The sequence below is a fragment of the Epibacterium sp. ABV4_022 genome (genome assembly GCF_056159345.1).
In genome coordinates, this window is sequence record NZ_JBSWVA010000003.1 from 60,441 (window position 1) to 82,844 (window position 22,404).

Sequence of the window (22,404 nt, forward strand, 5' to 3'; positions counted from 1 at the left end):
AGCTTCGAAATTGCGCAAACGTGTCAGCGGCTTGAAGACCTGATAGCTCGAGGTCCCGATAGAGAATCGCGCGAATGTGCATCTAGGCGAGCTCATTTCTGATTGAGCCGTCGCTCGAACGCCTCCAATGTCGTCCCGCTGACGTGATGCTCGATCCCTTCCGCATCGCGTTCCGCGGTCTCTTCGTCGATTCCCAGGCTCAGAAGAAAGGCGACGACGACCCTGTGGCGGCGTCGACAGATCTCCGCGAGGTCCTGCCCGGCATCGGTGAGGAATATCGCGCGGTATGGCTCCCGCCGGACCAGACCAGCAGCCTTGAGCCGCGAGATGTTCTTGGTCACGGTCGGCGGCTTCACGCCAAGCCGCTCGGCGATCTCGACCGGTCTTGCCTCCCCGCGCGTCTCGATCAGTTCCGCGATCAGTTCGACGTAATCCTCCGCCATCTCGCTTTCATGTGCCTGACGCACGGTCGCAAAGCCATCGGCCTGCGCCTCGGGAGCCCGGTCGACCGCTTCGAATGGCTCACGCCCTTGTGATTGTAGCTTTGTCATACTCGGGACTTTGCAGCGAAACAGCGGGATTGACAACTTGTTTGCTTCGGGTAGATAAGTTAGCCATGTCTAACTTTTTACTTTGGAGGCCGTGGTGATGCGAAATATTATGAGAGTGCTGCTCGCCACACTCGCAAGTGCGCTCCTCCTGTCCGGACCTGTCGCCGCGACGCCGGCCAAGGAGGCGCCTTGGCTTCCCGAGGCAGCGGCCTACCGTCTGACGCTCTTTCTTGGAAATCTCGAGCCTCTGCCCTGGGACGACATCGAGACCGCCTGGACGGAACCCTACCGGGGTTCGGAATTCTCTGTCGGGGCGCTGGCGTGGCTGGACCGCAAAAGCGATATCGAGCTACCGAAACCGCCGGATCAATGACCGTGCGCCAGTGCTCCTTTCGCCATCTGCTCGCCCACCGGTTCTCCGCCTGAAGGCCCGGCCTCAACCTGATGGCCGTTCAGGAGCCGAAGTGCGTTGGCGACCACCAGCAGAGACACGCCTACATCCGCAGCAATGGCGCCCCACATTGAGGCCATACCGAACGCGGTCAGCCCGACGAACAGCGCCTTGGTCGCCAGCGATATGCCGATATTCTGGTGGATGATCGTCATGGCACGGCGCGAATGGCCGATAAGCCAGGGTACCTTGCCGATGTCGTCGGTCATCAGCGCGATGTCGGCCGTCTCGATCGCGGCATCCGATCCGACAGCGCCCATGGCGATGGCATAATGCGCCCGCGCCATGGCCGGTGCGTCATTCACACCGTCGCCGATCATCGCCACCATGTCGTGGCTTTCGACGAGTTCCTCAATGGCCGTCACCTTGTCTTCTGGCAAAAGTTCGGCGCGCACCTCGTCGATGCCGACTTCGGCTGCCACCGCGCGCGCGGTGCGTTCGTTGTCGCCCGTCAACATCACGATGGTCTTCACACCCTGCGCATGCAGACGCGCAACGATCCCCTTTGCATCTGGGCGGATGCGGTCGCGAAGCTCCAGTACGCCGGTCACGCCGGTCTCGTCACCCACGGCAACGAGGGTGCTCCCTGCCCCTTCGATCCGATCCCGCAGATCCGCCGGAATGGCATTGCCGAACCCCTTCTCTTCGGCGAAGCGATCCGAGCCGAGCCAGATAGCGCGCCCGTCGGCGCGTCCTTCCAGACCGCGCCCGGGCACGGTACGGGTGTCCTCTGCGGCAGACACGGAAACACCATCGGCTTCGGCGCGCGAGAGGATGGCGCGTGCCAGCGGGTGTGAAGACCGCGCCTCCAGGCTTGCTGCCAGCGCCATGAGATCGCGTGCGGAAACGCCGACCAGTGGGTGAACCGCCGCCACCTCAGGCTCGCCCATGGTGATCGTCCCGGTCTTGTCCATCGCCAGTGCCGTGGTCCGCCCCGGCGCCTCGACATAGGCGCCGCCCTTGATGAGCACCCCCGCCCGTGCCGACGCGGTCAGCGCTGCCACGATGGAGACCGGCGTAGAAATGACCAGCGCGCAAGGACATGCGATGACCAGAAGGACCAGAGCATTGTAGAACCAGTAGTCCCAGGCGCCGCCGAGCAGCAGTGGCGGCACCAGCGCGATGGCGATCGCCAAAGCCATCACGATGGGTGTGTAGATGCGCGCGAACTTGGCCACCCACTGTTCGACCGGCGCGCGGCGGGCATGGGCATCGCCCACCATGCGAATGATTTTCGCGAGCACCGTGTCCGAGGCGGCCTTCGTCGCCCGCACCGTCAGTGTGCCCTCGCCGTTGATCGTGCCGGCATAGACCTCGTCGCCTGGTTCCTTGGGCACTAGCGCGCTTTCCCCAGTAATTGGGGCCTGATCGACGGCCCCTGCCCCGTCCACGACCTCACCGTCGAGGGGGATCCGGTCGCCGCCGCGCACGATAAACCTTGCATTGACTGCCACGGCCGCGGCCGGAACGTCGGATTCAGATCCGTCGTCGTAAAGAACCCGCGCCGTTGGCGGCGCCAGATCGAGGAGCGCGGAAACCGCATTACGCGCCCGCCCCACGCTCCAGCTCTCAAGATAAAGCGAAAGCGAGAAGAAGAAGGCGACCGTCGCGGCCTCAAAAAACTCGCCGAGGCCGATGGCGCCCGCGACGGCCACCACCATGAGCAGGTTCATGTCGGGGCTAAGCCTCCGCGCCGAAGACCAGGCCTTGGGCGCGACAAGCCAGACGCCAAAAAGAATCGCGACGGCGAAGATCCCTGCTTCCACCATAGGCATAGGCACCTCGCCATGGCCCGCAAAGAGCCCGAGCGCGCCGCCCATGCCGGTCTCGACAATGTGAAAAAGGAATCCCGCCGCCCAGAAGCCGCCGCTCAACGAGGTAAAGCGCTTCTGACGTGCCAGATGCGCCGCCTGGTCCTCTGCTGCGTTGTCGGCATCCCATGGCTTGGCGCTCATGCCGGTCGTTGCGACCAACTGCGTGACTTCGTCGTCTGGTATCCTCTCGGCGCTATCGAGGATGGTCATTCGCCCGTTGATCACGTCGAATGCCAGGTGTTCGGTTCCGCCCACTTTCGGCCCGACAACCCGGTTCAGGATCGCCACCTCTTCGGCGCAATCGAGCCCGGAGACCTGAAAGCTCCTTCCGCCAGACGGCGCTGGCGCCGTGGACGCGACGTCCTTGCTGGCGTCGCAACAGGAGTTGCCTCTTGGGTCAGAATGCTCTTGATCACCCGGATGGCCGTGATCGTTGCGGTTGCCGTCGGAAGACATGGATTGACCTCAGGATTCATTGATTCCACATTGACATAGCCCCTACAGTAACTAGAGCTTCAAGGGCAACAAGTGGATATTCGTCCAGCAAGAAAGGCGCCCTGCGGAGGCTTGAAGCTAGCCGCCCCCTTGAAACGACGCGGTTGGAGCAACGCTTGCCGGTACGAAGCGATCAGAATGAGTGAGGTAGACATGCAGAAACGAAACGCGCCGATTATCGCAGCGACATTGGTGCTTGCTGGCTGCGCGGTGCCAACGCTGGACGACGGCGGCGCTCGCAACGAAGTGGGAAGTGTTCCCGAGGCCGTCATTGCCCTTGCTGCGCCTGGTCAGGATCTCACCACGGCGCGGCTTCGTCCCGAGGATGGCTGTTATTGGTATGAACACAGCGGTCCGGTGGAAAACACCTTGGTTCCGCTACGCTCGGCAGGTGGCAACCCCATCTGCACTTCGCGCCAGTCCTGATCAGCCCATAGATGCGTCAAGCCCACGCGTAACACATGATGCGCCAGTCAACTTCTCGGGGTGACGCTGTCTTCCGCCGAGTACAGGAATGCCGTCGAGCCAATCTCGACGTTGGGATAGAGATCATTGATGTGTGCCATGACCATTCGGACGCAGCCGGAACTCGCACGGCCGCCAATGCTTCTTGGATACGGTGTCCCGTGAATCCTTAGATAGGTGTCTCGGTCGCCGACGAAGAGATAGAGGGCTCGCGATCCGAGCGCGTTTTCAGGTCCGGGTTCCATACCGTCAGCGATATCGGCGTAGAGCTCTGGGTCGCGGTCGATCATGTTTTGTGTCGGCTGCCAATGCGGCCACCTGACCTTGCGCTTGATCGTATAGGTGCCCGGTTCGTAAAGTTTACCGCGCGCGATCGCCACGCCATAGCGCATCGCCGTGCCGCCTTCTTCGATGTGGTAGAGATAGCGCGCAACAGCATCGACATGGATATCACCGGGTACAAGTCCGTCCTTCGCGAGGACCCGCTGTGGCAGGAAGCGAGGGTGAAGGCCCCAAGGGTTGGACGTGGCCGGGTCGTAGCCGGGAGGTGTAACCTGTGCGTCCCAAGCTGCCTTCTGCGCATCGGTAGGCCACGTGTCTGCAAGGAGCGGGCTGGATATCGATGCCGAAAACAGCGCGGTGGTCGTCTGGATGAAATGTCGTCTTGTCAGCATATAGATTGCTCCGTTCACGCATTGGACGGCAAACCGAACCTTACCCCGAACGCAGTGTTGTTCGCCCGGGAAGGAGTGAGGCGTTATTGGCAACTTGCTCCATGGTGCCGTTCTTTGTCGGTGGCTTAACTCCTAAAGCTACTAGAGGTTCAAGAAAATTTTCTGTTATCAATAGACGCTGCTACTAATGGAGCTATCCGATCCGTCCCAGAACCGGAAATACGTCGAGCATCCAGTATGACAGCGCGCTCAACTGCCCTGTCATCATCGCCAGCCCCATCAAGATCATCACTATGCCCGCAAGCTGGTGGAGGCGGCGGCCAACCCGGCCGATGGCCCGCAACCGTCCCGCGATCTGGTCGGTGAATCCGGCCACGATCAGAAACGGTATTCCAAGGCCGGCGGAATAGACGGCAAGCAGCATGATACCTTCGCCCATCGTGGCACTCGCCGCACTGGCTGTCAGGATCGCGCCGAGGATCGGGCCGATGCACGGAGTCCAGCCGAAACCGAAGGCAAGACCGAGGACATAGGACGCAGCGGGTTGGCCCCCGGGGATGTTGAGATTGAATCGGAAGTCGCGTTCCATGACCGAAACACGCGCGGCTCCTATCATGAAGAGCCCGAAGAAAATGATGATGCCGCCCCCAACGAGGTTGAGTTCATACCGCCACCGAAGCAGGGCCTGACCCATTGCAGTCGCGGATGCGCCAAGTCCCATGAAGATGGTGGAGAAGCCGAGGACAAAACACAGGCTCAGCCAGACCGCGCGCGACGGCGAAGCGCCGACCACCCCGCCCTCAGCGGCTGTGCGCCCGGTTACGTAGGAGACATAACCTGGCACAAGAGGTAGCACGCAGGGGGACAGAAATGATATCGTGCCGGCTAGGAGGGCGGCGGTGAGGGCGCGCGCCAAGTGATGTCTTCGTCGACCCAGATCAGGAGGGACCCCCGCTTGCGCAGCGATGCGTTGTAGCTGGACCAGTTGGTCGTACGATAGCGGGCGGGAGATGGGTTGCTCATGGAATGCGGCTAACAGCATGGGTTCGCGAAGGGAATCCTGAGGCGTCAGACTTGTGCAACAACGCCCCGTATCATCGACCTAGTGGTGCCCACATGGCAGGCTATTTCAATGGATAGATTTTTCTCTATCAGTATGCCCGCGGCTCAGTTTGTTAGAAATGTCCTGCTGTTCAGCTTCGCTGCATTACTGCCGGTCCTGTTGTTCTACGTCTTACTGGCTCCGGGCTTTGCTCCGGCTCTTGCTGCCGGCGGACCGGCACTCATGCGCTTACTAAGGCAGGTTGCGACCAACGGTTTGCCCGTGGTTTTTGCCGTCAACTATGTCAGTTTTTTCCTTTTCGCTATGACAAAGCAACCAAAGGCGGGCTCAAGAGACACGGCGTTTTTCGTGCTGGTCGATGTCTTGCTCAGAGCCCTTCTCTTTCCAGGTCTCCACGTGCTGATATACGTTCTATCTGCCGACTGGTTCGGGTCATTCGGCGGCAATCGTTCAACCGCTTTGGCGGTTGTATCCCCGACTCTTGCGCGTTCGGCGTTTTTCGAGAACATCTCCGGCGTTTACCTCTATGCGACTATGATAAGCGCGTTGCCGCTCTACGTCTCGGCTTTCGGGCGGTCGGAATTTCTTGGACCGGTTGTACGTCGCTTGCCCATGAACACGGGCGTGATGCTGCTTGCCCTGGCTGCGTTTGCCTTGTCGGTCGGGCTGATCACGATCGGCGCACAAGGCATCGCATCTCTTCAGGCCAGGTGATGGCAGGCTAATCACCGTGGGCGTGGGCGGGGGCGGGGGCGACTTGCGGTGCCACCCATTGCGACAAGTAAACGCGCTCGAAGGCGAACACAGCGATCATCCCGACAGCGGCGTAGAGAACGATCATCGGGTCGCTTTGAAGCTTCATCACGGTGAAAGCTGCCAGTACTATCGCATCGAGCGCCAGGGCAGTCAAAAGCACGATACCGAAGGCGCCGACGTCTGCTCGACGATAGCGGAACACGCCCCAATGTATGATCATGTCCATGACGAGGTAAAAGAAAGCACCGAGGGATGCGATCCGGCCTAAATCAAAGAGCACGGCCAACGTCGCGGCGATGACGACAGTATAGACCAGGGTGTGGCGTTGGATGGGACCTGGCATACCGAAGTGGCTGTGCGGGATCATTTCCATGTCGGTCAGCATCGCCAGCATACGCGACACCGCGAAGACGCTGGCCAGAACGCCGGACGCCGTTGCGACAGCGGCCAGGATCACCGTGAGTATGAAGCCGGTTTGTCCAAGGGCGGGCTGCGCCGCTTGTGCCAGCGAATAGTCACGCGCTGAGATGATCTCCTCGATCGTGAGACTCGAACCGACCCCGTAGGCGACCAACAGGTAGACGACGACGCAGATTCCGATAGAGAACATGATCGCTCGGCCAACATTGCGATTTGGTTCAGTGATCTCGGCTCCGCTGTTGGTGATCGTGGTGAATCCCTTGAACGCAAGGACGGCCAGCGCCGTAGAGGCGATGAACCCCGTGAGCCCGTAGGATTGTGAGGTCTCGGACGCCGCGGCGAACGCAAAACCACTGGACCACAGGGCCGCGATGCCAAACAGAGCTATGCCTCCGATCTTGATCGCGGCCATGATCAACGAGAACAGCCCGACCGAGCGGTTTCCGGCCATGTTCACCAAAAAGGCGAAAACGATCACGGCCACAGCCAGAGCGGGGACCAATGGGCCACCTTCGATATCGAAAGGGCGCAGGACATAGGTGGCGAAGGTTCGCGCGACGAGGCTTTCCGCGATCACCATGCTGAGCGCCATCAGCAGTGCGGCCCCGCCCGCGATGGCTCCGGGGCCATAGCATTTCTGCAGGATCATGGCGATGCCACCCGAGGACGGCCATTTGTTCGACATCCTGATGTAGCTGTAGGCGCTGAAGCTTGTGACGACCGCGCCGGCGATGAATGCAAGCGGGAAAAGCGGGCCGGCGAGCTGCGCGATTTGCCCCGTCAACGCAAAGATTCCAGCGCCGATCATCACGCCTGTCCCCATCGCAACGGCTCCGCCCAGACTGATGGAATTTTCGCGGTACGTTTCTTTTTCGCTCTGCATAAATGGCCCCCTTTTAATTTTGGTTCATCCGAACGCTGTTGCGCGCTTCTAGATACGAACGCCGCGAAGGCGCAGCGAATTGAGCACCACCGAGATTGACGACGCGCTCATGGCGAAGGCAGCAAACATCGGACTGATGAGGATGCCAAAGAAGGGAAACAGAACTCCCGCCGCGACCGGCACGCCGGAGGCGTTGTAGATCAGCGCGAAGAACAGGTTCTGGCGGATGTTGCGCATCGTGGCCCGGGCGAGCCGCCGCGCACGCACGATACCATCAAGGTTGCCCTTGACCAGCGTGACGCCCGCGCTTTCGATGGCCACATCGGCGCCGGTGCCCATGGCGATGCCGACATCGGCCTGCGCGAGCGCGGGGGCGTCGTTGACGCCATCCCCGGCCATGGCGACCTTGTGGCCCGCCTCTTGCAACTCAAGGATGATCCGCGCCTTGTCCTCCGGCAGCACGTCGGCCCGGATCTCATCGATTCCGAGCCGCGTGCCGATGGCCTTGGCCGTGCGTTCGTTGTCGCCGGTCGCCATGATGACGCGGAACCCCAGTTCATGCAGATCCTCGATGGCTTCTGGCGTGGTCTCCTTCACTGGGTCGGCGACAGCAACTAGACCGGCGATCTCGCCATCCAGCACAACGAACATGACCGTCTCGCCTTCGTCGCGGCGGGCATTGGCCTTGGCGGTCAACGCGCCCGCCTCGAGCCCCAATTCGCGGATCATCGCCAAATTGCCGAGCGCGACCGCTTTGCCGTCAACGACCCCCTTGACGCCCTTGCCAGTGACCGCCTCGAAGTCCCGTGCCTCGTCCATTTTGACATCTCGCTCCTCCGCACCCCTGACGATCGCTTCGGCCAAGGGGTGCTCCGATCCGCGCTCAAGCGATGCGGCGAGACGCAAGACCTCGGCTTCGTCGTGGCCGGGTTGCGGGAGTACGTCGACAAGCCGCGGCTTGCCTTCGGTCAACGTGCCGGTCTTGTCGACGATCAGGGTATCGACTTTCTCGAACCGCTCCAGCGCCTCGGCGTTCTTGATCAGCACCCCTGCCTGAGCGCCCCGTCCTGTCGCTGTCATGATCGACATCGGTGTCGCCAGGCCAAGCGCACAAGGACAGGCGATGATCAGAACCGCCACCGCCGAAATCAATGCGTAGGAAAGCGCAGGCGCGGGCCCCCAGATCGCCCAGGCGATGAAGGACAGGACCGCGATACCGATGACGGCCGGAACGAAATATCCCGCCACCTTGTCGGCGTATTTCTGGATCGGGGCGCGCGAGCGCTGCGCGTTCGACACCATCTCGACAATTTGAGCCAGCATCGTGTCGGACCCGACACGCGTCGCCTCCATCACCAGACTGCCGGTGCCATTGATCGTCGCGCCGGTCAGCGGGTCGCCCTCGGTCTTCTCGACCGGCACGGGTTCACCGGAGATCATGCTTTCGTCGACCGAGGACCGGCCGTCCAGAACCACGCCATCGACCGGCACCTTGTCACCGGGCCGCACGCGCAGCCGGTCCCCGACTTGCACGTCCTCCAGCGGGATTTCCTCCTCGGATCCGTCGTCCCGGATGACCCGCGCGGTCTTTGCCGCCATGTCGAGAAGCGCGCGGATCGCCTTGCCGGTCCCCTCGCGGGCGCGTAGTTCCATCACCTGGCCGAGCAGCACCAGCGTCACGATCACCGCCGCCGCCTCGAAATAGACGCCGACATGGCCTTCGGAGTCTCGGAACCCATCAGGGAATATGTCCGGTGCGAGAACGGCAACGACGCTGAAGAGCCAGGCGGCAAGAACGCCCATGCCGATCAGGGAGAACATGTTGAGGTTCAATGTGCGGAACGAAATCCATCCGCGTTCCAGAAACGGCCAGCCGCACCACAAGACCACTGGCGTTGCCAGGATCAATTCGATCCATTGTGTGGTGCTTTCGCCAAAAAAAGTCCGGACTGCGGGGAAACCGACGAATGGCCCCATCGTGAGGACAAGGAGCGGGATCGTCAGGACTGTGCCGACCCAGAACCGCCGTGTGAAATCCACCAGTTCGGGATTTGGACCTTCATCGCCCGGCACACCGGATTCCAGTTCCAATCCCATACCACAGATCGGACACGCGCCCGGATCAGGCTGCCGCACCTGAGGGTGCATCGGGCAGGTGAAAATGGGACCATCATGTCCTGTAGGAACCAGATCATATCGGCCATCGGCCGGCGTGGCACCCGCGTGGTGTTCGTGATGATCATGTGCTGAATGGACCTCGAGCTCCGATTCCGGCACGAGGTGCATCCCGCATTTCGGACAATTGCCGGGCTCGTCCTGCCGCACCTCAGGGTGCATGGGGCAAACGAATACCGAAGAAGCTGCTGTGGTTTCAGAACTGTCGGGAGTGCTCATTTTGCGGTCCTTTCCGAGAATGCTTCTCTTGCCTAGGGCTTCCATCCGCGGGAGGGTCAAGAGAGATCAGTACGGCGATTACATTGCGGCTCTGCGGGGTGGCGCTGTCCGGCCCCGTTCCCGCCGGGCGAACACGATCAACGCCAGCCCGACCAGCGCCATTGGCATGGAGAGCAACTGGCCCATGGTCAAACCCCACTCACCAAAATGAAGCGCATGGCCGATCGGGTTGTCCGCCGTCACAAATTGTTGGTCCGGTTGCCGGAACATCTCGACGAAACTTCGGGCAAGACCATAGCCGGTCAGAAACACGCCAGCCAAGGCACCGGGCATTTTCAGCCAGCCCCGGCCCCAAGCGAGATAAATGAGCAGTATTCCAAGAATGAGCCCCTCCAATACCGCCTCGTACAGCTGGGACGGGTGTCGGGCGCAGAGGCCGCTAACCCCTGGGCAGGCCTGCGCGACTTCGCCGGGAAAGATCACCGCCCAGGGAACGTCCGTTGGACGCCCCCACAACTCATTGTTGGTGAAGTTCGCCAGCCTTCCAAGAAACAAGCCTGGTGGTGTTGCCAAAGCCAGCAAGTCGCCAGTGCTGAGCAATGACGCGTTCTGTCTAAGGCAGAACAGCAAGGCCGCGATGACAACTCCCGCGAACCCCCCGTGGAAAGACATGCCGCCTTGCCAGACCATCAGAATTTCCAAGGGATTGGCGAGATAATATGCGGGCTGGTAGAACAGTACAAAGCCCAGGCGACCACCAGCAATCACGCCGATGATGATCCACGTCAGAAGATCTTCGATCTGCGTTCGGTCAAGCGGCGGTCCAGCTGACGTCCAGAGCGCGGGACGGCTTATGGCACTCGAACAAATGCGCCAGCCAATCAGGATACCGAAGATATAGGCTAGCGCGTACCAGCGGAGTGCGAATGTGACCCCCCCGATGTCGAAGGAGAAGAGGTCGGTTCCAATATCCGGAAATGGCAATCCCGCTGGCAGCACTGGGTGAGTTCCTCATCAGGAATTTACGTGGGGATTAGATGGCATTGATCGAGCACCGCTAAAGGCGCTCGATCTGCGACAGGGCATCCAACGCCCATCCCGCCATCACGCGGTGTCGAGGGCGTCCCGAAGGAGATCGCGGACTTCGCCGGCGACCGCGTCCAGGTCTTGGTTCTGCACCGCCTGCATCGAAGCGACAGGATCGACCGCGCTGACCTTGGTGTCGCCGTCCAGTTGCCGCAGGATAACATTGCAGGGAAGCATCGCACCGATGCGAGGCTCGATCTCGATGGCTTTGTGCGCCATGCCCGGATTACAGGCCCCCAAGATGCGGTAAGGCGGCATGTCCGCATCAAGTTTCTTTTTCATCGTCGCTTTGACGTCAATCTCAGTCAGAACGCCGAAGCCCTTGTCTGCCAAAGCATCCCGAACACGCATCTCTGCGTCATCGATTTTGGTGTCTTTCAGGACGCGATCATAGGTATAGGCCATGGGAATTTTCCTTTCCGTGTCTCTATTTGTTGGCATACCGAGGCTAAACGGTTCAGGTCGCGGTTCGGTTCAATGTCCCGACCGCGAATGGTTTTGGGGTTGTGAGGACGGGTGCCGGAAAAAAACCGGCACCCATTGGCTCAGTTGTCCTGCATCATGGAGCCGTTGCCCATGCCCTGACCGTTGCCAGGCCGCGCAGGCGCATCTGCCATATTCGACCGCATCATCTGCATCCGCTCCATCCTATCGGCAGGAGCGGCCATCTCTTCCGGCGTCACCGCGCCGTCGCCATCGGCATCGAGGTGTTGGAAGCGATCCACCATCATTTCGCGGATCATCGCGCTGTGGAGAGCTTCAAACTCGGTAATCGAGAGGCTTCCATCCCCGTCGCTGTCAAACTCGGAAAGCTTGGCCTGCAGCTGCGTGCGCATTTCTTCCGGCGTCGTTGTGCCGTCTCCATCAGTGTCGAACATTTGCATCATGCCGCCAGCCATGCCTGGGCTCATCATACCACTGCCCATGCCTGCGCCCATCATGCCTGCGCCCATCATGTTTCCGTGCATGCGCTTCATCATGTCCATCATTCCGCCCATGTTCCCCATCATACCGGGACCACCGTTCTGCATCATGCCTGGTCCGCTCTGGGCGCCAAATTGTCCCCCACGCCCGTGGTTGGCGTCCGCGAATGCGGCACCGCCAAGGGCGGTTGCAGCCAGGGTCATTGCAGCGAGTAAAGTGTTGCGTTTCATTTCGATCACCTCGTGTCAGTGTTGCGATACCCAGCATATGGGGGGCACCTGCAGATGCGGAATGCCACGCGAGCCGGTGTTTTGTATCGCGAGGTCACAAAGGCGGGGTCTGTTACAAATTGCGACAAATCAATTCGGGGCGAACGCTCCTCTTCATCTGAAACATGCGATATCCAGAAAAAAAGGTGTCGAGGATCCGTATACCAACCGAAACCGAACCCATGTTTCGGTAGAGGTGAAATCCGGAAGAGTTGATGTCGAGATTGCTAGAGGCCCTGAATATCCCGAAAATTCAATCATTCAACCCATGGCAGGAGGCTGCAGGGTGCTCTTTTTGAACCGCATTTTCTCAGTTCTAACCTTGGTAATTTTGGCGGGGTGCGGTGCAGGAAACGACATGCGCCCGGATGCTTCAGCCGAAGTCATCAGTAGCGCATCCTACCGTCACGATGGACCGGCCGCGCTGACGTTGTACACCATGATCAACAACAGGTCCGGGGCGGGTGCGCATAGCAGCGTCATGATTAATGGGTCGCAGCGTGTTATCTTCGATCCGGCAGGAACGGTCCGGCTGAGCGCTGTACCGGAACGGGGAGATGTGCTTTATGGCATTACTCCACAAGTGGCCGATTTTTATGCGCGGGCTCATGCTCGCGAGACATACCATGTCGTCATACAAGAGATCGATGTGTCTCCCGAAGTCGCGGAGCAGGCTTTGCGCCTTGCAATTGCCAGCGGCCCAGCCGCTTCCGGTTTTTGTAGTGCCAGTACCTCCGCGGTACTCAGACAATTACCAGGATTTGAATCCATCGGACGCACATTTTTTCCAAAGCGCCTGATGGCGGATTTTGGCAAGTTGCCGGGCGTGCGAACCACAAAGCTGTTCGAGAACGATGAGGACGACAAATCCGTAGCGATCGCACAGTTCGAAAGTTCACTTGCGACACAGCCGTGAGTGTTCGTCCAACAATTCATTGGAAGATGTCCCTGCACGACGCAGTCCTCGGCGTGTGAGCCAAAGATGCAATAGGTTAGCTTCGAGCGGTAACGCTGTCTTCGGCCGAGTAAAGGAACGCCGTCGATCCGACAGCGACATTCGGATAGAGATCATTGATGTGGGCCATCACCATGCGCACGCATCCCGAACTGGCCCGGCCGCCAATGCTGCGAGGGCTCGGCGTTCCGTGAATTCGAAGGTACGTATCCCGATCTCCGACGAATAGATACAAAGCCCTGCTGCCCAAGGCATTGTTGGGGCCGGGCTCCATACCGTCGGCAAACCGCTCGTAAGCCTCCGGATCGCGTTCGATCATTGACTGCGTTGGCGTCCAGTGCGGCCATTCGACCTTTCGGCGGATCGTATAGGTGCCGGGTTCATAGAGATCGCCCTTGGCAATCGCCACCCCGTATCGCATCGCGGTGCCACCTTCCTCGATATGGTACAGATAGCGCGCGATCGCATCGACGTGAATGTCACCCGGGCGCAAACCGTCATTCGCCAAAACGCGTTGCGGCAGCAGCCTGGGATGCAGCCCCCATGGGTTGGTTGTTGCCGGGTCATAGTTGGCGGGCGTGATCTGCGCATCCCAAGCTGCTTTTTCGGCTGTTGACGGCCAGGTCTTAGCGAATGCTGGCGAACTCAGAGACGCTGAAAACAGCGAGCCGGAAAGTGCAAGGAAGTGTCGTCTTGTAACCATGAAGCGAAGCCCTTTGTTTGTTTTCGATGAATGCGGGACGATTCAAGAAACGTCCGCGACCCCATGCCACCGAACCTTTTGATGTCTTGCGATCGCGACCAACCAGAGGCAAGCAAGGACACCGCTTAGGATCGCGTTCCAACTGGCCATGGACAACGTCAGAAATTCCCAGACAACCTCACTGCACAGAACAAGATTGGACGTATTTGAACTGGCAGAGGGCAGCAATTCCGATACCGACATTTGGGAAACATCGAGGCCGGATCCCGTGCAAGAAGTCGGTCCCTCCCACCAGCCGCGCTCGACACCGGTATGAAACACTCCCAACGCGGATGTGCTGAGTACCGACAGGGCACCGATTATCAGGATTGGCAAAATCGGCAGAGCAAAGAGCAACAGAGCGCCCATTCCAATGGCGATTGCGTGTGGGTAGCGTTGCCAGATGCACATTGCGCACGGCGCGTACCCAAGAGCCTGGAAAACGAAGGCCCCCAACAGCAAGGCGGCTGATCCTGCCGCCGCAGTCATGCCGAGAGATTTTGGTGTCAGGGTCAATGAACGCTCCCATTGGCAGTCGATGGACCTGTTTCTCGCTTGTCAGGTTACGTAGACGGCGAAAGGCCTGTTATCATTCAGAGATTTGTAACGGTATGTATCCGTCTCGACCCTCAGCCGACTCTGATCCACGTTGCCATACCGTCGGCTTGGTGGCTCAACATGTGGCAATGCAGCATCCACGATCCCGGATTGTCCAGGACGACGAGAATATCCCGCGTCTCGCCGGTATCCAGATAGGTCGAGTCCCGGTATGGACCGGCTTCACCCGCCGCATCGAGTTCCCAGAAATGGTGGCCATGCAGATGCATGACGTGTGGGAACCCGGTTTCGTTGCGGATCGAAATGCGCGCGGTCGTCCCCTGCGCGGCGGATAGGAAAGGCCTTCGAGGCAGGCCGGATACGTCATTGAGCGCCCATGTCCCTGTGCCGTTGTGGGACGCGCTTCCCGCACCTCCCTGGAGCACCAGCTCCGCGGTTTGGCCGGGGTCTTTCGGGGCGGGCATTCGGTTGGCGGGCAATGCGGTGATGGGCGCTTTCGCGGGCTCACGGGAACCGGAAACAGCGATTTCGCCAAGGCTCAACGTCTGTTCTCCAAAGCTGTCGTCGAATCTAATAGGCCCGGTCGCATCACCAATCACATCGCATCTTTGCCCCGGAGCGAGAAGGATCGGTTCGAGCGTCCGAGGATGCGCCAGAGGCATGCCATCCAGTGCAACGATCTTGCCTATCAAACCATCCAGGCCGACACGGTACACCCTGTCGATAGAGGGATTTATGAGACGCAGTCGCAGACGGTCGCCTCGTTTCACAGTCTTGCCGGTTCCATTGAAAACAAGTGCCGTGACCGTATTGCCGATACGGCCCTCGGTTGCGAAGTGGGCCGGGTTGAACGCTTCGTCGTACTGCCCGGACTGATCCAGCAAGACATCGAAGAACTGAACAACGATGTCATGGTCGACAGCCGGCGCATTTTGCTCCTCGACGATGAAGGCGCCGAAAAGACCGCGGCTGACCTGATCGTAAGACAGGTAATGCGAGTGATACCAATACGTGCCGGCATCCGGGACGCCGAATTGATAACGATACGAGTCGCCCGGAATGACCACATCCTGAGTGAGGACGTTGACACCATCCATCCGATTTGGAACCCGCAACCCATGCCAGTGAACGAGAGCGCCCTCCTCCAATCGGTTATCGAGGGTAATGCGGGCGGTTTGTCCTTGTCGCATTCTGACTTCTGGGCCCGGCAGACCACCGTTGAAGCCCAACATCGACACGTCGTACCCAGCAAGGTGCGCCTTGATCGATTGGGGCGCGAGGATCAACTCGTGTGTCGCTGCTGGCAAGCGGGTACCAGCCAGCGCAACGGTCATCCCGCCAAGGAAAGACCTCCGGCTCAAAGACAATTCCGTCACCTCATGAATGATAGACTGGCTTTCGCCAACTGCCGCACTTGTGCCATTTCCGGAAGAGGAACTTCAAGGCGACAGAACACTCCTCACGCCGTTGTCACTTTGGGATACAGGAAGACGCGGGCGCCGATTTCAACGCGTTCGTACAGATCCTTCACATGTTCATTCGTCAACCGCGCGCATCCATTCGACACGGCAGACCCAATTGTCTCCGGGGCGTTCGTTCCATGAATGCGAAGATAGGTATCGCGTCCCTCGGCATCGTAGAGATAGAGCGCGCGGGCCCCGAGCGGGTTGTTTGGCCCGCCTTTCAGTCCATCCTTGTACTTTGCGTATTTGCGTGGCTCGCGCCGGATCATGGCGTTCGTTGGCCGCCACCATGGCCATTTGGCCTTGCGCGCTACCGTGAACTCTCCGGGTTCGTACAAACCTTTGCGCCCTACCCCGACCCCGTAGCGGATCGCCATCCCGTCCTCGAGCATGAAATAAAGGAAAAAATCGTCGGGAACGACGTGGACATCGCCTTTAACCCAGTCACCACGACGGGTGTTTACCAATTGTGGTTCGAACCGTTCGGGCAATTTGACTTTGTGGGCCCAGGCAGTTGTGGGCAGAAAGCAACCCATCGCTCCGGCACAAATCAATTCTCGTCTCGTGAAATTCTGCATGGCGCGATCTCCTCGGACCCATGAAAATTCAGTGCGCGTCAGGGGCAAAGAAAAGAAGCCGTGAACCGGGGCAAACGACGCGCCTTTGTTGCCTTGAAACTACGAAAATTCGTGCTTTTGGAACTCTCCAGCGCTGGAATGTTGTTGTTTTACAGAGAACTGCAAGGAGGTGACTGGAAATGCACTACTCACGATTCTTTATGATGATCGGAACATCGACCGTGGTCATGTTCGTTCTGATGTACCTGAACACCTATCTTTGGGGCCATATCTTCTTTTCGGAGACACGCCTTTACATGGCCATCCTGATGGGGGCGACCATGGCCGTGATCATGTTGGCGTACATGTTGTCCATGTATCAGAACACCAAAGCCAACATCGCGATTTTCGTTGGCGCAATAGTCCTTTTCGCGGCGAGCCTCTGGCTGGTTCGCGGGCAATTCACGGTGCAGGACAGGTCCTACATGCGCGCCATGATCCCGCACCACTCGATCGCCATCATGACGTCGACTCGTGCCGAGATCACCGACCCGCGCGTCCGGGGGCTCGCAGACGACATTATCTATGCGCAGGACAAGGAAATCGCCGAAATGCGCTACCTTATTGCTGACATTGGAGCAAACGGCGAAGCATCGGCCACGCGAAGCGAAACGCCGGCGCAGGTTGTGGATGCGCAACAGGCGCTTCAAACGGAGGTCGTGTCGAAGGTCGATCCTGAGTTTCTGACGGAAGACGAAATCGCTGCGGTGTTCCCGAATGGCGGAAATTGCCGCTTTGCTTACACCTCGGACAGTCCGGCTGTACTGGTGACTGGTGAAACCGGCGAAGGGTCTGCCGCCGCAATGAAGATCAGCGGTGATCTGGTGCGCCTGAATGCGCAGGGCGAAAATGCATTTTCTGAAGGCCCGCTGTCGGCCGAGATCGCAGAGACGAACGGTGACCTGACCGATCTGATCGTCAGCGCGGGAACCGACTACGAAGCCGGGTTCCGTGGTCAACTTACGTGCAGCGGATAAGGAGGAAAGGACATGCCCCGCGACACAGACAGTAAATCCGCGCAGCTTTATCGCATGGTCATGCCGGGCCATGTCTGCCCCTACGGTCTGAAATCGAAAGACCTGCTGGAGCGGCAAGGCTTCGAGGTGGAAGACCATCCGCTTGACACCCGTGAAGACACCGATGCTTTCATGGAGAAGCACGGGGTCGAGACGACGCCGCAGACTTTCATCGGGGACGAACGGATCGGCGGTTACGACGATCTCAGGGTGTTTTTCGACATTGACCCACCCGAGGAAGAGCAAAGCGACACGACCTACCAGCCGGTCATCGCGATCTTTTCCGTTGCCGCGCTGTTGGCATTGGGCCTGTCTTGGCACCAGTACGGGTTGGTCCTTACCTTGCGGGGGTTCGAATGGTTCATTTCGCTGTCCATGACCATTCTCGCGATCCAGAAATTGCAGGATGTCGAAGGGTTTTCGACGATGTTCCTCAACTACGATCTGCTGGCGCGCAAATGGGTGCGATACGGCAAGGTCTACCCGTTCGGCGAAGCGTTGGCAGGTGTCCTGATGACTGCCGGCGCGCTGCTGTGGCTCTCGGCGCCTGTCGCCCTGTTTATCGGCACGGTCGGCGCTGTCAGCGTGTTCAAGGCTGTTTATATCGACAAGAGAGAGCTGAAATGCGCCTGCGTCGGCGGTGACAGTTCCGTCCCGCTGGGGTTCATTTCGCTGACGGAAAACCTGATGATGATCTTCATGGGTATCTGGATGCCGGTCCGCGCGATCTGGTTCTGAGGTACAGCCCCTTCTTGCCTGTCACTTGGCCAACCGCTCCGGCGACAGATCCTCGATGATGGGGCAGTCGGGCCGGTGATCCCCGGCACATTTTTCCACCAGTTCGGCGAGCGTCGCGCGCATGGATTGCAGTTTCGCGATCTTTTCCTCGATCTGGCGCAGATGGTCTTCCGCAACCGCCTTCACTTGCATGCTTTCGCGGTTTTCATCCTCGTAGAGCGACAGGAGCGTCCTGCAATCTTCGATGGTGAACCCCAAGGCCCGTGCGCGACCCAGAAACGCCAGCTTGTGAATGTGGCTCTCGGTGAACGCGCGGTAGCCGTTCTCGCTACGGTTCGGGCGGATCAGCCCGATGTCCTCGTAGTAGCGGATTGTTTTTGGGGGCACACCCGATTGTCGGGCAACGTCTCCGATGTTCATGTCGAACCTCCGTTATTCTGCTGGAGCAGGAGTGGCGGCTGCCAGCTCTGCCGGGATTGCGCGCTGCTCGTCCATCGCAGGCGCGATGCGCCGCAGCCGCAGGGCATTGGTCAGGACAAACACCGAGGACAACGCCATCGCACCCGCCGCAAGGATTGGTGACAGGAGCAACCCAAAGGCGGGATAAAGCACCCCGGCAGCGACCGGAATAAGTGCCACGTTGTAGGCAAAGGCCCAGAACAGGTTCTGCCGGATGTTGCGCATGGTCCGCCGCGATACTTCGAAGGCGTTCACCACGCCGCGCAAATCGCCCGACATCAGGACGACATCCGCAGATTCGATGGCCACATCGGTGCCGGTTCCAATGGCGATGCCCACATCGGCATGCGCCAGCGCCGGGGCGTCGTTGATCCCGTCGCCGACAAAGGCGATGCGCTTGTTCCCTTGGCGCAAACTGTCGAGCGCCGCAACCTTGCCGTCCGGCAGGACGCCGGCGATGACGTGGTCGATACCGGTTTCGCGGGCGATGGCTTCGGCGGTTTCGCGTTTGTCGCCGGTGATCATCGCAACCGCAAGACCCTTTTCGTGCAGCGCTGCGATGGCTGCGCGGCTTGCCGGTTTGACCGGATCGGCCACGCCGATCACGGCGGCGACACGCCCATCTATGGCAGCGTAAAGCGCCGTGCGACCCTTGCTTGCGATCTTCGTTTCCTCTGGAGCCAATGCCGAGACGTCAATGCCTTCGCGCGCCATGTAGCGGTCGGCCCCAACCAACACCTCCACGTCTTCGACCACGGCGCGCACGCCGTAACCTGTGACCGATTGAAAGCCTTCGGCCGCCACAAGAGGTGCGCCCTCGGCCCGCGCGGCCCGCACGATGGCGTCCGCGACAGGATGCTCGGAGAGCGACTCCACGGCAGCGATCTTCGAGAGCGTTGTTGGGCGATCGAACCCTTCCGCCAGCACAAGGTCAGTCAGTGCGGGTCGCCCCTCGGTCACCGTGCCTGTTTTGTCGAGGGCGACCACATCAACGGAATCAAGTTGCTGCAAGGCGTCACCTTTACGGAACAGGACACCCATTTCCGCAGCACGTCCCGTCCCGACCATGATCGAGGTCGGCGTCGCAAGCCCCATCGCGCAGGGGCACGCGATGATGAGCACCGACACACCGGCGACCAGCGCCATCGTCAGGGCCGGATCAGGCCCGAAAAACAGCCAGACCAGCACGGTCGCCGCCGCGATCGCCATCACGGCAGGCACGAACCACAAGGTGATCCGGTCGACCAATCCCTGGATCGGCAGTTTGGCGCCCTGGGCCTCTTCGACCATGCGAATAATCTGCGCCAGGGTCGTGTCGGCGCCGACCCGCGTGGCGAGGAACTGCAGGCTTCCGGCGCCGTTGACCGTCCCGCCGGTCACCGTATCTCCGGCACCTTTTTCAGCGGGGATCGGCTCGCCTGTCAGCATGCTTTCGTCGACGCGGCTGGTCCCCTCGATGACCTCGCCATCGACCGCGATGCGTTCACCAGGGCGCACGATGACGATGTCACCCTGAACCAGCGCATCGATCTCGATCTCGACGCTTTCTCCGTCCCGCATCACGCGTGCAGTCCGCGCCTGAAGCCCTAATAGCTTCTGGATGGCCGCGCCCGTTCTCCCCTTGGCGCGCGCTTCAAGAAACCGCCCCAGAAGGATCAGAACGACGATGACCGCTGCCGCCTCGAAATAGACGGTGCGCAGCGTGTCAGGCAGGACCGACGGTACGAATGTCGCAACCACGGAATAAAGGTAAGCCGCCCCGGTGCCGACCGCGACGAGGCTGTTCATGTCGGGGGAACCCCGGAACAAGGCCGGGAAACCCTTGGTGTAAAACGTCCGGCCCGGGCCGAAGAGAACGATTGTCGTCAGCACGAACTGAAGAAGCCAACTCGTCTGCTGGCCAATCGTGGTCTCGATCAGCATATGAACGGCCGGAATGACGTGGCCACCCATTTCGATCAGGAAGACCGGCAAGGCGAGGATGGCCGCAAAGGTGACCCGTTTGGCAAGCGCCTGAGCCTCTTCCTCCTTGCGCGCAACTCTGTCGTCACCGGCCTGGGCCGTTGCCACGGTTGCTGGATACCCTGCCGCGCCGCTTGATTCGATCAGATCGGATGTCGTGACAAGACCTTCGACGTAAACGACCGTCGCCGTCTCTGAGGCGAGGTTGACGTTCACCTCGACCACCCCGGGCACCGCGGCAAGCGCCTTATCGACCCGCCCGACGCAAGAGGCACAGGACATCGCTGCAATCGTGAGTTCGGCCCTGGCCTTCCGCGCGGGGTAGCCCAGCTCGCGAAGGGATTCGATGATGTCGGGAATGCGCTTGAGCGCGTCCACGCTCATGCGAGCAGTTTCCGAGGCAAGGTTCACCGACACATCCTCTACGCCGTCGATTGCATTCAATGCGCGATCGACCCTGCCAACGCAGGACGCGCATGACATGCCTTCGATCGGCAGGCTGATCTGTTTGGGTTCGGGCATATGTGTCACCTGTTTTTCCATTCGAAGTGGAATATGAGGCTTCCAGTTACTGGAGGGTCAATGGGAGGGCGCCAAATAAATTTCTTCACTTGACCTTCCAGCGGGGGGAAGCCCCATGTCACCGATAGAAATCAGATCAAGGAGTGGTTCCGATGAAGTTCAGCGTTCCGGACATGAGCTGTGGGCATTGCACCGCAGCAATCGAAAGCGCGGTGAAGAGCGCAGATCCGAATGCAGGCGTAGAATGTGACCTTTCTGCCCGACAGGTGCATGTCGACAGCGTGTTACCAGCCGATCAGGTCCAAGCGATCATTCGGGATGCGGGCTACAACGTGGAACCTGCGGCCGCTTGATGCAGTGCCTGGACCACCCAAGGGTGGTCCGGGCACAGAATTTCAGTCTTCGACTTTGCGGGCTTCCTCGACCAAGTCGGCAAGCTGCGCCTTTTCGACGAAGCCCGGGACCAGCGCATCCCCGATCACGAAAGACGGCGTGCCGTTAAAGCCCAGAGCTTGGGTCAGTTGCATGGAGGTCGCAATGTGCTCTTCGACCTCGGGGGCCTCCATGTCCTTGCGCAACTGCGCGATATCCAGGCCGATCTCCTCGGCCACGCGCAGCACGGAGGCCTCTTCCGCGCGGCCTTCCAGCCCCATCATTGCCCAGTGAAACTCTTCGTATTTGTCCTGCTTGCGCGCTGCCAAGGCCGCTTTCGCGGCAAACACCGATCCGTCTCCGAGAATGGGCCATTCACGATAGACGAGGCGAATGTTGGGATCGTCTTCGATCAAAGCCCGCACCTCGGGTTTGACCCGCCGACAATAGGGACAGTTGTAGTCGAAAAATTCCACAACAGTGACGTCCCCTTCCAGGTTGCCGAGAACCGGCGCATTCGGATCGTTCTCGATCAGATCGCGCTGGTCATTCAGAACTTGGGCCTGACTGAGCTCCTGCGCTTGCGCCTGCCTTTGTTCGAGGATCGCCACGGCCTCCATGACAATCTCCGGGTTCTCGCGGATTGCCTCGAGCACAAGTTCCTTGACCCGGGACTCTGACAGTTCGTCCGCGAGTGCCGGTATCGGAAGCAAGGCAGCTATCGCGACCGTCGTGAAGGCTTGTCTGAAACGCAT

At 59.9% G+C, this 22,404-nt stretch carries 23 protein-coding genes and 1 pseudogene; 7 read left to right on the forward strand and 17 right to left on the reverse strand.

What is annotated here, in order from left to right:
* Positions 1-92: 92 nt before the first annotated feature.
* Positions 93-551 carry a manganese-binding transcriptional regulator MntR gene (gene mntR, locus ACXAF5_RS20035; protein ID WP_008327326.1) on the reverse strand — a complete coding sequence of 153 codons (459 nt, stop codon included), beginning with the start codon at positions 549-551 and terminating at the stop codon, positions 93-95.
* Positions 552-648: 97 nt separating this feature from the next.
* Here mntR and ACXAF5_RS20040 point away from each other — a divergent pair, with 97 nt between their 5' ends.
* On the forward strand, positions 649-924 hold the full coding sequence (locus ACXAF5_RS20040) for a hypothetical protein (protein ID WP_012187175.1): 276 nt from the start codon (positions 649-651) through the stop codon (positions 922-924).
* On the opposite strand, the gene ACXAF5_RS20045 is transcribed toward ACXAF5_RS20040, so the two are convergent.
* A complete protein-coding gene (locus ACXAF5_RS20045) occupies positions 918-3,272 on the reverse strand; it encodes a heavy metal translocating P-type ATPase (RefSeq protein ID WP_207287124.1) in 2,355 nt (784 codons plus the stop codon). The two genes, ACXAF5_RS20040 and ACXAF5_RS20045, sit on opposite strands and share 7 nt — an antisense overlap.
* Positions 3,273-3,464: 192 nt before the next feature.
* Between ACXAF5_RS20045 and ACXAF5_RS20050 the strand changes: the two genes are divergently transcribed.
* Positions 3,465-3,737, forward strand: coding sequence for a hypothetical protein (locus ACXAF5_RS20050; protein ID WP_012187176.1), 273 nt, complete (start codon positions 3,465-3,467; stop codon positions 3,735-3,737).
* A gap of 47 nt (positions 3,738-3,784) precedes the next feature.
* Here ACXAF5_RS20050 and ACXAF5_RS20055 read toward each other — a convergent pair whose 3' ends face one another.
* The 3 genes and pseudogenes from ACXAF5_RS20055 to ACXAF5_RS20065 all read right to left on the reverse strand — a co-directional run.
* Positions 3,785-4,450 carry a L,D-transpeptidase gene (locus tag ACXAF5_RS20055; protein WP_007803448.1) on the reverse strand — a complete coding sequence of 222 codons (666 nt, stop codon included), beginning with the start codon at positions 4,448-4,450 and terminating at the stop codon, positions 3,785-3,787.
* A 193-nt stretch (positions 4,451-4,643) separates the two neighbouring features.
* Entirely contained in the window at positions 4,644-5,366 is a 723-nt protein-coding gene (locus ACXAF5_RS20060) for a cytochrome c biogenesis CcdA family protein (RefSeq protein ID WP_007803446.1), read from the reverse strand.
* A pseudogene (locus ACXAF5_RS20065) lies at positions 5,354-5,473 on the reverse strand (IS5/IS1182 family transposase); the annotation flags it as partial. The pseudogene ACXAF5_RS20065 and the gene ACXAF5_RS20060, both read right to left, overlap by 13 nt.
* A 109-nt stretch (positions 5,474-5,582) precedes the next feature.
* Between ACXAF5_RS20065 and ACXAF5_RS20070 the strand changes: the two are divergent.
* Positions 5,583-6,227 carry a hypothetical protein gene (locus tag ACXAF5_RS20070; protein ID WP_007803445.1) on the forward strand — a complete coding sequence of 215 codons (645 nt, stop codon included), beginning with the start codon at positions 5,583-5,585 and terminating at the stop codon, positions 6,225-6,227.
* A 7-nt stretch (positions 6,228-6,234) separates the two neighbouring features.
* Here the strand turns inward: ACXAF5_RS20070 and ACXAF5_RS20075 are convergent, their stop codons facing one another.
* The 5 genes from ACXAF5_RS20075 to ACXAF5_RS20095 form a co-directional block, all read right to left on the reverse strand.
* Positions 6,235-7,572, reverse strand: a complete 1,338-nt coding sequence (locus ACXAF5_RS20075) for an APC family permease (RefSeq protein ID WP_474947976.1) — start codon at positions 7,570-7,572, stop codon at positions 6,235-6,237.
* Positions 7,573-7,620: 48 nt separating this feature from the next.
* Positions 7,621-9,909 carry a copper-transporting P-type ATPase gene (locus ACXAF5_RS20080; protein WP_222864283.1) on the reverse strand — a complete coding sequence of 763 codons (2,289 nt, stop codon included), beginning with the start codon at positions 9,907-9,909 and terminating at the stop codon, positions 7,621-7,623.
* 135 nt (positions 9,910-10,044) lie between these two features.
* Positions 10,045-10,965 carry a prolipoprotein diacylglyceryl transferase gene (gene lgt, locus ACXAF5_RS20085; RefSeq protein WP_007803438.1) on the reverse strand — a complete coding sequence of 307 codons (921 nt, stop codon included), beginning with the start codon at positions 10,963-10,965 and terminating at the stop codon, positions 10,045-10,047.
* Between the two features lie 105 nt (positions 10,966-11,070).
* Complete coding sequence (locus tag ACXAF5_RS20090) at positions 11,071-11,457, reverse strand: DUF302 domain-containing protein (protein ID WP_474947977.1); 387 nt, start codon at positions 11,455-11,457, stop codon at positions 11,071-11,073.
* Positions 11,458-11,597: 140 nt separating this feature from the next.
* A complete protein-coding gene (locus ACXAF5_RS20095) occupies positions 11,598-12,206 on the reverse strand; it encodes an EF-hand domain-containing protein (protein ID WP_012187178.1) in 609 nt (202 codons plus the stop codon).
* 397 nt (positions 12,207-12,603) lie between these two features.
* Here ACXAF5_RS20095 and ACXAF5_RS20100 point away from each other — a divergent pair, with 397 nt between their 5' ends.
* Positions 12,604-13,161 carry a hypothetical protein gene (locus tag ACXAF5_RS20100; protein ID WP_012187179.1) on the forward strand — a complete coding sequence of 186 codons (558 nt, stop codon included), beginning with the start codon at positions 12,604-12,606 and terminating at the stop codon, positions 13,159-13,161.
* A 76-nt stretch (positions 13,162-13,237) separates the two neighbouring features.
* Here ACXAF5_RS20100 and ACXAF5_RS20105 read toward each other — a convergent pair whose 3' ends face one another.
* From ACXAF5_RS20105 to ACXAF5_RS20120, 4 genes are all read right to left on the reverse strand, one after another.
* The gene (locus ACXAF5_RS20105) at positions 13,238-13,903 is read right to left on the reverse strand and encodes a L,D-transpeptidase (RefSeq protein ID WP_012187180.1); all 666 of its coding nucleotides are present in this window, start codon (positions 13,901-13,903) and stop codon (positions 13,238-13,240) included.
* A gap of 42 nt (positions 13,904-13,945) precedes the next feature.
* The gene (locus ACXAF5_RS20110; protein WP_012187181.1) at positions 13,946-14,458 is read right to left on the reverse strand and encodes a disulfide bond formation protein B; all 513 of its coding nucleotides are present in this window, start codon (positions 14,456-14,458) and stop codon (positions 13,946-13,948) included.
* A 113-nt stretch (positions 14,459-14,571) separates the two neighbouring features.
* Complete coding sequence (locus tag ACXAF5_RS20115; RefSeq protein ID WP_007803424.1) at positions 14,572-15,834, reverse strand: multicopper oxidase family protein; 1,263 nt, start codon at positions 15,832-15,834, stop codon at positions 14,572-14,574.
* 125 nt (positions 15,835-15,959) lie between these two features.
* Complete coding sequence (locus tag ACXAF5_RS20120; protein ID WP_012187183.1) at positions 15,960-16,541, reverse strand: L,D-transpeptidase; 582 nt, start codon at positions 16,539-16,541, stop codon at positions 15,960-15,962.
* A 179-nt stretch (positions 16,542-16,720) separates the two neighbouring features.
* Here ACXAF5_RS20120 and ACXAF5_RS20125 point away from each other — a divergent pair, with 179 nt between their 5' ends.
* Positions 16,721-17,557: a DUF305 domain-containing protein gene (locus ACXAF5_RS20125; protein ID WP_012187184.1), complete on the forward strand. Its 837-nt coding sequence runs from the start codon at positions 16,721-16,723 to the stop codon at positions 17,555-17,557.
* Between the two features lie 12 nt (positions 17,558-17,569).
* Positions 17,570-18,334 carry a MauE/DoxX family redox-associated membrane protein gene (locus ACXAF5_RS20130; protein WP_474947978.1) on the forward strand — a complete coding sequence of 255 codons (765 nt, stop codon included), beginning with the start codon at positions 17,570-17,572 and terminating at the stop codon, positions 18,332-18,334.
* Positions 18,335-18,355: 21 nt separating this feature from the next.
* Here ACXAF5_RS20130 and cueR read toward each other — a convergent pair whose 3' ends face one another.
* Positions 18,356-18,754, reverse strand: coding sequence for a Cu(I)-responsive transcriptional regulator (gene cueR, locus ACXAF5_RS20135; protein WP_007803416.1), 399 nt, complete (start codon positions 18,752-18,754; stop codon positions 18,356-18,358).
* A 12-nt stretch (positions 18,755-18,766) separates the two neighbouring features.
* Complete coding sequence (locus ACXAF5_RS20140) at positions 18,767-21,277, reverse strand: heavy metal translocating P-type ATPase (RefSeq protein ID WP_474947979.1); 2,511 nt, start codon at positions 21,275-21,277, stop codon at positions 18,767-18,769.
* Positions 21,278-21,429: 152 nt separating this feature from the next.
* Here ACXAF5_RS20140 and ACXAF5_RS20145 point away from each other — a divergent pair, with 152 nt between their 5' ends.
* Positions 21,430-21,630, forward strand: coding sequence for a heavy-metal-associated domain-containing protein (locus tag ACXAF5_RS20145; protein WP_007803412.1), 201 nt, complete (start codon positions 21,430-21,432; stop codon positions 21,628-21,630).
* A gap of 42 nt (positions 21,631-21,672) precedes the next feature.
* On the opposite strand, the gene ACXAF5_RS20150 is transcribed toward ACXAF5_RS20145, so the two are convergent.
* Positions 21,673-22,404 (reverse strand): DsbA family protein, encoded by a 732-nt coding sequence (locus ACXAF5_RS20150; RefSeq protein ID WP_009807488.1) that lies wholly within the window; start codon positions 22,402-22,404, stop codon positions 21,673-21,675.